Raw genomic sequence first — 9,923 nt, forward strand, 5'->3', positions numbered from 1 at the left:
GATCGGGCCACCAAGCTCGATCACAGGCCCGGCTCAGCAGATCGCGATCGAGATGCAACCGGCCGGGATCGACCGCTTTACACCAGCTACCTAGGACCTGTATGAGGTTTGAATCATGAGGTTGTTCAGCGCTGATCATTCAGCTTGGTGGGTCATCGCTGGATCAGAGCCTCCCGCGCCCCAGCTCGTTCCCCTATGGGATGCTCTGCGCCATGGAGATTAGAAACGGCACAATTGACGACGTTGTCCCTATCGTTGCTCTGCACGTAGACAGTTGGCGTTCGGCGTATGCGGGGATCATGCCCGACAGCTTCCTGAACGGGCCCCTGACCGATGACCGGCTCACGCTGTGGCGGGAACGGCTGGCTTCGCCTGTGCAGGGTTCAGGGCTGTTCGTCGCTCACGACGATGGAGAGCTGCTTGGCTTTGTCTACCTGTTTCCGGCTCCCGATGAGCGGATCCTGCTTGACAACCTCCACGTGCGGCCGGTGAGCATAGGCTCAGGCATTGGAACGCAACTGCTACGGCGGGGGCTGGCGTGGGCGGCGGACGAGCACCCCGGCAGGGAGGTCTATCTGGAGGTACTCAGTGCGAACACGCGCGCCATCGCCTTTTACGAACGACACGGCGCACGCCGCACGGACGAGCGGATATGCCGTTTCCAGCAGGGTTTCGAGCTGCCCGAGTTCGAGTACGCCTGGCCGATGAACTGATCGGTTGGATGCACACCTCGGGCCTGCACGGGACTTCGGATCTTCAGATGGGTTGAAGGCTTCGGATCCACAAGATGGCTCCGCGTAGATGAAGGCCGGCGAGGTAGCTTTCGGGGGGCTTGTCGAAGCGGAAGGCCAGTCCTCGCCACTCCTTGATCCGATTGATGCAGCGTTCCGCCGTGTTGCGCTGCTTGTAGAGATCTGGATCATGGCTGATCGGGCGGCCACCGCGGGAGCCGCGCTTCTTGCGGTGCGCCGCCTGGTCGCTCTTCTCCGGGATGACCGCCTTGATGCCGCGTCGGCGCAGGTAGGCGCGATTGCCGCGGGAGGAGTAGGCCTTGTCAGCGGCCACCGCTCCCGGGCGGGTGCGCGGGCGGCCGACAGGCAGGCGGACCCTGATCCGGGACAGCACGGCGCGAAACTGCGGGCTGTCGCCGGCTTGGCCCGGGGTCAGCACTAAGGACAGCGGACGGCATCGCCGGTCGGCGGACAGATGGACCTTGCTGGTCAGCCCACCCCCCGACCGGCCCAGCTCGGCCGCCTTCAGCCGTATTCTGCGCCGCAGTCGTAACCGCCGGCGTCCGCCCCCATCCCCGTCCCGGTCTTCGTCGGGTCCGCCGCCCCGGCCGTCTTGGGGGTTTTGCCCCTTTGGCGTAGCCCCTTTTCCTGCTTGGTGGCCTCCTCCAGCGCCTTCACCAACTCTCCGTCCAGGACCATCCCGGCGGCGTGGTGGTGGGCACGGGCGGTGGTGGAGTCCACACTGACCAGGTCAAGGTCGACCTGCCCTCGGGCAGCGGCCTCGGCGATCATCGCCTGCATCAGTTGCTCGACCCCTTTCGCGCGGTGTTTCCCGGAAGTGAATCCCGGAGGGGCCGGCGCCGCCCTTCCCCGTGGCAGACCAGCGGCAAAAAGCGCAGGACCAGCCGATGGCCCTGCGCTTTCCGCCGCAGTGGTGCTTTGTGATGCGGTTGTCTTATGCTCTCCGGATGGCGGCGCGAAGGAGACCCCCATCACGGCCTGTCAGGCGTTCTTGGTCTCCCAGAAGACCTTGGCAATCTCGTCGATCTTGGCCAGCAGCCGGTCGGCTGCCTCGGCGTCGAGCGTGCCCTTGGTCCCGGCCGCGCCGGCGAGCTTGGTCGCCTCGTTGAAGAGAGTGTGGAGCTGGGGGTACTTCTCGAAGTGCGGGGGCTTGAAGTAGTCGGTCCACAGCACCCACAGGTGGTGCTTGACCAGCTCGGAGCGTTGCTCCTTGATCACGATGGCACGGGTGCGGAAGTCGGGGTCGTCGCTGTCCGCGGCCTTGGCGATGATCGCCTTGATCGACTCGGCCTCAATGCGCGCCTGCGCGGGGTCATAGACGCCGCAGGGCAGGTCGCAGTGCGCGGAGACCGTCAGAGTGGGCGCGAAGAGGCGCATAACGAAATTTCCTTTCAATGATGGCTATAGGGGCGGATCAGAGGGGCCGCAGGGTCTGGGCGGGTCCGGCATGGACGGCGGGGCCCAGCGCTTCGCCGAGCGACCAGAAGCGGCGGTCGTGGTGCAGAAGGGGTGCAGCGCCGTCGCCGAGGCTGACCTCGTCGACCTCGACCAGAACCAGCCAGGCTTCCCCGGCCGCCAGCACACGCACGACCCGCCCGTAGAAGCCGGCCATGGCTCCGTCGAGAACCGGTGGATGGCCTGTTCGTACGATCCAGCCCTGCTCGGCGGTGAAACGGGGAGCCGAGCGATCGGCGAACGCCGCCGCCACCTTCGCCTGCGATGCCGCCAGCACGTGAACCACAAGTCGCGAGCTCTCGACCAGCTTTGGGCCGGACCTGCCTGACCGGGACATCGAGAAGGACAGCATCGGCGGACTCGCGCTGACTGACGTCACACTGGAGACGGTCGCCCCGACGGGCCCGTTCTCAGTCGAGGCGGCAACGATCGTGACACCGGCGGCGTGCCGTCGAAACCCCGCCTTGAAGCGCTCGGCGAACTCGCTGGTCACCCTTCGCCGCCCGGCGAGCCGTTGTTGTCGAAGAACCGCACGTTCACACGGTCCTTCACGTCCACACATGGCTGGGCGACGACGTAGGTCATGACGCTCCCTTCGACGAACTCGACCGTATGCCCTAAAGCGCACTTGAGGTCCAGCTATGCGACCGTCTCGGCGCTGTGACCTTTGACACACGGCCTCACACGACAGCGGCACGCGATGGCCGGCTGACGCCTGTACGCCGGGGGCGGCCGTGACCGTCTGCCGTGATCCGCGCGGGGTTGCCGGGAAACCTCGTGGAGTGAGCCGTCCTCGGCCACCGAGAGCAACTAATGCTTCCAAGTCACCGAGCTGGACAGGCCGGCACCGGGTGACGCGCCTATACTTCAAGCCCACTTGAGATTTCTGGCTGAGAAAGCAGAGGAGGGGACGTGGAACCGACGCCGTCGGCACAAGGTGTAGAGGAACTGCTGACGATCGGCGAGGTCGGCAGACGCAGCGGGGTTGCCGTGTCGGCTTTGCGCTTCTACGAGGATCAAGGGCTCCTCACCTCGACGCGCACCGCGGGCAACCAACGCCGATATCCTCGCCATGTCCTGCGGCGGGTCTCCCTCATCAGCGCGGCGAAGCGCTTCGGGCTGCCCCTGTCGGACGTCAAGACGGCTCTTGCCGCGCTTCCGGCCGACGGTGCGCCGACCGCTGATGACTGGAAGCGGGCTTCACGCGTCTGGAAGGAGCTCTTGGAGGAACGCCGCCGGGCACTGGACCGGCTCATCCACGAGATCAACGGATGCATCGGTTGTGGCTGCCTGTCGATGAAGGCGTGCGCGTTGCTGAACCCGGGCGACGTACTCGCCGAGACCGGCCCGGGTCCTCGCAGGCTCTGAGCCTTCCCCCACGGCCGTTGGTTTGAGCTCAACCTCGGGGACGGCCGCTCAGATCCCCCTGCCGTGGTGGTGCCCGCCACGATCTCCAGTTCAGCGTTGCCATCGTCGTGGTCGAGATAGCGGCGGGCGTAGGAGACGGGCGCGATGTCGTCCGCCGCCAAACTCCGGGCTATCTGGACGAAGGAGCGGTTCTCCATCCGGTTGTTGGAGAATCCGTGCACGAAAACGACCACGGGCTGCCTGGTCTCGCCGTCGGGGCCCCGAGGAGTCGGTCGCTACAGGTGCCTGTCGAGTAGGATGCGCCCGTCCTTGGTCAGCCGAACGTCGATGCTCCTGATTTGCTTCTTGGTCAGCCCGGTCGTGCCGACGGGCATGGTCGTGGTGTCGGGCGACGCCATCCAGGTGGCCAGCCTGGTGCTGCTGCCCAGAAGGTCGGTGACGTACATGGCGTACTCGAACGTCTTGGGCGGGGCCGGGTCGGCGGGCATGGCGTAACGGCAGGTCACCTCCACTCGGGTGCCCCAGGGTTCCTGGATGACGCGCACCTCGGCGGTGACAGGGCTGGGAATCTTCTGCAGCATCGGCAGGGCGGCCTCCTGCCGCTCGGGCAGGAGCGGGGACGCCATCACCCCGGCAAGGGCCGCCGCGATGGCGAGCGCGCCGGCACGTATTCGGCCCCACCGCCGGGCCCGCCGGCTGGAGTCCATCAGCTCGGGCAGCAGACTCGCCGGCACCTCGGCAGGCGAGGGGTCGGCTTGCGGCGGGCGCAGGGCGCGATCCGCCGGGACGGCCGAGAGGATGCCGGGTATGCCGGCGAGCGAGGCGACCGCCTGCGAGCAGGCGGCGCATCCGCTCAGGTGCTCTTCGTACTCGAGTCGTTCGCGGGGTGACAGGGCCCCGAAGACGTACGCCGCGTCCCATTCCGCGTACGGATCCGTTGAGGACATCAATGGGTGGTAACCCCCCTTTCCTGCAGCGCGAGTCGCAGGGCCCTGAGAGCGTAGTGCAGTCTCGACTTCACCGTGCCGGGCGGCAGGTCGAGCCTGTCGGCGAGTTCGGCGACGGATTCGCCGCCATAATAGGTGCGCACGATGACGGTTCTGTGGTTCTCCGACAGTTGCGCAAGGGCGTCGGTGACCAGCCAGGCGTCGAGTGTGGCGTCTATCTGGTCGGCGCTGGACGTTTCTGGGAGCCGGTCGGTGCCGACCTCCCGGCGCACCTGAGCGCTGCGGCTATGGTCGATCACCACGTTCCTGGCCACGGTGTACAGCCAGGCGCGCGACGCCGTCTCACCCTTGTGGAAGACCTCCGGACTCTTCCAGGCTCGTAGCAGCGTTTCCTGGACGACGTCATGGGCGAACTGGTTGTCGCCGGTCAAGCGGACAACGAAGCGCCACAGCGCGGGCGCGTGCTCGTCGTACAGCGCCCGCAGGAGTGCCGCATGCGCGTCGGTCATGTCCACACCTATGTGAGTAGGGGGTTACTTTCCCGGGAAAACGGGCCTCCGCTTGCTCAAGAAGGCTTGCGTGCCCTCGCGCATGTCCTCACTGGTGAACGTGCGGCGGAAGGCGCGCGCCTCGATGTCGAGCGCGGCGCCGATCTCCCGGCCGCGCGAGTCGTTGACGGCCTCCTTGCACAACGCCACGGCGATCGGCGAGTTCGCTGAGACCAGCGCTAACGACTCGTACGCCGCCTTCAGCATCTCCTCCCTGGTCACGAACACCCGGTTGACCAGCCCGATCCGCAGGGCCTCCTCGGCATCGACGTTGCGACCCGTGTAGATCATCTCCTTGGCCCGGCCGGGGTGGACGTGACGTTGCAGCCGCACGCATCCGCCGAAGGCGGGGATCAGCCCGAGCCGTACCTCCGGCTGGCCGAATACGGCGTCCGCCGTCGCGTAGATGTAGTCGCAGGCCATGGCCAGCTCACACCCGCCCCCGAGCGCGTACCCATTCACGCAGGCGATCACCGGGAACGGCACCGCCTCGATCAGCCGGGTGACCTCCTGGCCCAGCCTGCCGAATTCCTCGCCCTCCTCCGGCGTCATCGCCGCCATCTCCCGGATGTCGGCACCGGCGACGAAGGCGCGTTCTCCCGAACCGGTGAGGATCATCCCGCGGAAGCCGGTCAGGCCGGTGAGGAAGCGTTGCAGCTCGGTGAGGGTCTGCCGGGACAGGGCGTTGAGCACGCTGGGCCTGTCAATGGCGAGCGTGACTATCTCATCATTGTCGTCGACCGTCAGTGTTCGAAAAGCCATGGATCGTCCTCCAGAGATCACGCGCTGTCAGGTCAGGAATCCCAGATCGCTCCGTACGCGGGGACACCCCGCATCTCAAGTTGTTCGACGAGGTGCCATGTGGTCTTCTTGTTGGAGATGCAGATGATCGCCTCGGCATCGAACTCCACATACACCCGGTAGGCCAGGGCCAGAAGGTCGGGCTTGCCTTTGGCATCGGTGTCCCAGACGACGGCGTCCGGCTGCACGGCGAGGATCTCCTCCACCAGTTCGTCGCCGTATGTCGTGCGGGGGTGCCGTGTCGACCAGACCAGCCGCGACGGCGTGTCGCGGGACAGCAGGTGCGGCAGGCACGGGCCGATGCCGCTGCCCGTGGCCACCCAGACGACACGCGCGAACAGCTTGTCGATGTTGCCGACGCCGGCCGTCGGTATGCCCTTGACCCACAGGTGAGAGGGACCGTCGTCGATCAGTGACCCCGTCCAGTCGCCGGCCCGCGAGACGGTGAGCCGGAAGCCGTTCCTGCCGGGGGTGGGCACATTGGCGAAGGAGTGCCACTCAAGCAGCGGGTTACGGCTCACGGTGGTCGACGAGCCCGCGAAGGGCGTGACGCCGTAGTCGAACCCGAGCAGGGCCACGTGCGACGACGGCCTGGAGATCCGGACAGGCACGCGCCGCAGGCGCAGCCACGGCAGCGCGACGCTGAGGGTGATGGCCGTGAGCGCCCAGAACGTCGCCTGGTGGGCCGCAGTCAGCAGCGCATGCGCCCAGAACAGAGCGAGCACCGTCCAGCCCCCGAAGCGGTGCACGACCTCGAACACGTTGTGGAGCCGCGCCCGCAGCGAGGGCAGCGCGAAAACCACCATCGCGACCAGCAGCGCCAGGATCGCGTACGCGAGCGTGAGCAGTCCCGCGGAGACCCCGGCGGGGCGCACGGTCATCACCCCGGTGAGGAAGGCGAACCACAGGGTGGCAGCGACCGCCCCGCCGACGTGTAGTCCACCGAAATGGTAGACCTTTCCCAGAATGCGCCGGACCGCCAGCGGCCAGCGGACGGGGGCATCGGTGGCCACGTGAAAGAGCAGGTTGATGACGTACTGCTGGCGGATCAGCACGGCCAGGGTGACATTGGCGACCACCAGGAGGGACAGGGTGCTCGGGTCGGCCCACCAGCCGGCGGTGATCGCGTGGACGAGGAATCCCGTGTTGACGGCCAGCACGACGGCGGCGAGCCGGTTGTAGTGCATGCAGCGCCGGCCACTGCCCAGGCTCCTGATCGCCGAGCGCGGCGGAGGCAGTTCGAGCGCATCCGGCAAGGAGCGCACGACCGTCATGCGACCACGTCGATCAGCGGGTCGATCAGCGGGTCGATCAGGTCGGGCAGGGCGTTCTTATCGACCTTGCCGCGATCGGTCATCGGCAGCTCGTCCACGGCCACGACGCGGGAGGGCACGCAATAGTACGGCAGCGACAGCTCGACGGCCTTCCTCGCCGCCTCGACGTCCACGCTCGCCGGGCTGACGAAGCCGATCAGCTCGCCCTCGCGCAGGACCGTGGTGGCGCGGGCGCAGTCCGCGGTCAGCTCCAGTGCGCTGGTGACCGCGTCCAGCTCGACCCGGAAGCCTCTGACTTTCACCTGGTCGTCGGTGCGGCCGTGGTGTTCCAGCTCACCGTCCGGTGTCCAGCGGCCCAGGTCGCGAGTGCGGAACATCAGATGGCCGCCGCCACGGAAGGGATCGGGCCGGTACCTCTGCATGGTCACGACGTCGTTTCCAAGATAGCCCGCGGTCACGCAAGCGCCGCCCGCCCACATCTCGCCGATCTCGCCGATCGGGCATGGCCTGCCGTTCTGGTCGAGGATGTAGACCGTGGTGTTGGGCAGCGGTCTGCCGATGGTCAGGACACGGCGCCGCGGGTCGTAGCGCTGCATCGTGTTGACGATGGTGACCTCGGTGGGTCCGCACGCGTTGTAAAAGGCGCTGAAGCTAGACCAGGTGTCCGCCAGATGCCGGGGGCAGCGCTCGCCCGCGACCGCGACCACCTTGACGTTGCGGCACCGAGAGGCGTCGAGGGAGCCCAAGATTCCCGGGGTGGCGATGACGACATCGACGTCGCGCACGGTCTCCTCGATGTCGTCGCCGCGGATGACGAGCGTGGCGCCGTGCGACAGGGCTCCAAGGATCTCCCAAACCGCCATGTCGAAGGCGATGTTGAGGATCTGGGCCACCCTGGTGCCAGGACCGATTCCCAGGGAGCCCGGCTCGTTCAGCAGGATGTTGCACAGGTTGGCGTGGGTCACGTTGACCCCGTTGGGATGGCCGGTCGTCCCAGAGGTGAAGATGACCACCGCCACCTCGCCCGACCCGCCCGGGACTCGCGAGGACCACTCGCCCGAGCGCGGGACCTCGTCCACCGCGATGACGTCGTCCACCGCGATGACCTCGTCTACGGCGATGATCTCGTGACGATCGCCGGCGGGAATCCTCGGCGCCGGATCAGAGGAGGTCAGGATCACCTTGACGGAGGCCGTGTCGACAATGTGGCGCAGGTGAACGGCCGGGGTGATCCGGATATCCTGCGGCACGTAGGCCGCGCCGACCTTCAAGATCGCGAGGATGCCCACGACCATCGGGATTGACCGTGTCATGAACAGGCCGACGCGGTCGCCAGGACGAACGCCACGGTGGGCGAGTGACGCGGCGAGGCGGTCGGCGTGGCGGTCGAGTTCCTGGTAGGTCATGCTCTCGCCGAGATGAGTGACTGCGGTCGCGGTCGGCGAGGCCTTGGCGTGGGCCTCGAAGGCATGGTGAATGCGGTCGAACGCCGGGGCGGCCTCCGGGCCGGCGCCGAAACTCTGGAACAGGATCCGATCCGCAGAAGGAAGATCGACGAGAGCAGAGCAATTCAGACGCAGTGTCACTGGAAGTCTCCCGCTGAGTTGACGTGAGCTTGCTGTCCGCGTTTGGCTGATCTTCGAAACGATGTAGCCGCCGACCCGGTTCAACGATGGGGTGAACTTTTCGCACTCGATTCGCCCTGGCTACGATGGCGCCTCGGTAACCACCCCCGACGCCTGCCGGGTGTCACACCGCTTTCACGCGGGCCTCGCCGACCAGGACGTCCTGTGGAGTACTCCCGATCCTGTAGACACTCTCTCCACCAACGGATGGGCAACCAAAGAAGAGGGTGGAAATGGAAGCAGCAGGCAGGAGGAAGTACTCCGACAGCTTCAAGGCCGAGGCGGTAGAGTTGGTGATCACTTCGGGCCGTAGTACACACTGTGCAATTGGGTGAATATGGCGAAGAAGCGGGCGGGTCGAGAACGAGGAGAAGCCGCTCACCGCTGAGGTCCGCGCGGAGCTGAAGGAGCTTCGCGTGGAGGACCGGCGGCTGAAGATGGAGCGGAGGTTCTAAAAAGCCGGGGCGTGGTTCGCGAAGGAAAGCCGGTGAAGTTCGCCTTCATCCAGAGTCTGGCGGAAGGCGAGCGCCGCTGGCCACGCGCTGAGCAAATCCCGATTTCGCTGATGTGTAAGGTCTTGGAGGTGGCGCGGTCGGATTATTACGCCTGGAAAAGCCGCCGGGAGTCGGATCGAGTTGATGGGTGTACGCGCAAGGTGGTCGGCTGTTCCGTGGCCGACCATATGCGAGCCGAACCCGTCACGGAGGCGCTGAAGATGGCCATCGAGTGCCAGCGCCCAAAAGTCGGCCAGACGATCATTCATTCCGACCCCGGGCCGCAGGGCAGTACATCGGTGGCGCGTTCAGGGATCTCGCCTTGGCGATGGGCATGCGGAGATATGTTTCGACGATGCGATGTCGGAGTCGTTCAGTGGGCCCATCAGCAAGGAACTGATCTACTTGCACACGTGGCCGACTCCGGAAAAGGGTTCAGCGCGAGGTGTTCAAGTACATTGAAATCTATTGCAATCGCAAGCGTCCGCATCCTGGGACAGAGAACTCCGCACCGTCTCAGTTTGAGATGGACTTTCAGTTTGAATTTGACAAGGAAATGTCCCACTTAGCCTGGATTCACCGCTGAGGATCTGACAAAAGAATCGTGAAATAGGGCGAGGTGCCCTTTGACCTGGGATGATGGGAGTTCTCTACGCTTC

At 66.0% G+C, this 9,923-nt stretch carries 9 protein-coding genes and 1 pseudogene; 2 read left to right on the forward strand and 8 right to left on the reverse strand.

Annotation, left to right across the window (positions count from 1 at the left end):
• The first annotated feature begins 299 nt into the window (after nt 1-299).
• A complete protein-coding gene (locus tag ACIBVN_RS59685) occupies nt 300-713 on the forward strand; it encodes a GNAT family N-acetyltransferase (protein ID WP_349456686.1) in 414 nt (137 codons plus the stop codon).
• Between the two features lie 43 nt (nt 714-756).
• Here the strand turns inward: ACIBVN_RS59685 and ACIBVN_RS59690 are convergent.
• From ACIBVN_RS59690 to ACIBVN_RS59700, 3 genes and pseudogenes are all read right to left on the reverse strand, one after another.
• Nucleotides 757-1,535 (reverse strand): annotated as a pseudogene (locus tag ACIBVN_RS59690) (IS5 family transposase); the annotation flags it as partial.
• Between the two features lie 198 nt (nt 1,536-1,733).
• Nucleotides 1,734-2,129, reverse strand: a complete 396-nt coding sequence (gene sodN, locus ACIBVN_RS59695) for a superoxide dismutase, Ni (protein WP_397151637.1) — start codon at nt 2,127-2,129, stop codon at nt 1,734-1,736.
• A 37-nt stretch (nt 2,130-2,166) separates the two neighbouring features.
• Nucleotides 2,167-2,700, reverse strand: coding sequence for a flavin reductase family protein (locus tag ACIBVN_RS59700; RefSeq protein ID WP_397151639.1), 534 nt, complete (start codon nt 2,698-2,700; stop codon nt 2,167-2,169).
• 419 nt (nt 2,701-3,119) lie between these two features.
• Here ACIBVN_RS59700 and soxR point away from each other — a divergent pair, with 419 nt between their 5' ends.
• A complete protein-coding gene (gene soxR, locus ACIBVN_RS59705) occupies nt 3,120-3,575 on the forward strand; it encodes a redox-sensitive transcriptional activator SoxR (protein WP_397151640.1) in 456 nt (151 codons plus the stop codon).
• 275 nt (nt 3,576-3,850) lie between these two features.
• Here the strand turns inward: soxR and ACIBVN_RS59710 are convergent, their stop codons facing one another.
• The 5 genes from ACIBVN_RS59710 to ACIBVN_RS59730 are packed head-to-tail and all read right to left on the reverse strand — an operon-like array spanning nt 3,851 to nt 8,731.
• The gene (locus ACIBVN_RS59710) at nt 3,851-4,522 is read right to left on the reverse strand and encodes an anti-sigma factor family protein (protein ID WP_397151642.1); all 672 of its coding nucleotides are present in this window, start codon (nt 4,520-4,522) and stop codon (nt 3,851-3,853) included.
• Nucleotides 4,522-5,031, reverse strand: coding sequence for a sigma-70 family RNA polymerase sigma factor (locus ACIBVN_RS59715; protein ID WP_397151644.1), 510 nt, complete (start codon nt 5,029-5,031; stop codon nt 4,522-4,524). The genes ACIBVN_RS59710 and ACIBVN_RS59715 overlap by 1 nt, the downstream gene beginning before the upstream one ends.
• Nucleotides 5,032-5,055: 24 nt before the next feature.
• The gene (locus ACIBVN_RS59720) at nt 5,056-5,832 is read right to left on the reverse strand and encodes an enoyl-CoA hydratase-related protein (protein ID WP_397151646.1); all 777 of its coding nucleotides are present in this window, start codon (nt 5,830-5,832) and stop codon (nt 5,056-5,058) included.
• Nucleotides 5,833-5,864: 32 nt separating this feature from the next.
• Nucleotides 5,865-7,145 carry a hypothetical protein gene (locus ACIBVN_RS59725; protein WP_397151647.1) on the reverse strand — a complete coding sequence of 427 codons (1,281 nt, stop codon included), beginning with the start codon at nt 7,143-7,145 and terminating at the stop codon, nt 5,865-5,867.
• Complete coding sequence (locus ACIBVN_RS59730; protein WP_397151649.1) at nt 7,142-8,731, reverse strand: amino acid adenylation domain-containing protein; 1,590 nt, start codon at nt 8,729-8,731, stop codon at nt 7,142-7,144. The genes ACIBVN_RS59725 and ACIBVN_RS59730 overlap by 4 nt, the downstream gene beginning before the upstream one ends.
• Between the last annotated feature and the right edge of the window lie 1,192 nt (nt 8,732-9,923).

This window comes from Nonomuraea sp. NPDC049400, from assembly GCF_044466425.1.
Lineage (GTDB): Bacteria > Actinomycetota > Actinomycetes > Streptosporangiales > Streptosporangiaceae > Nonomuraea.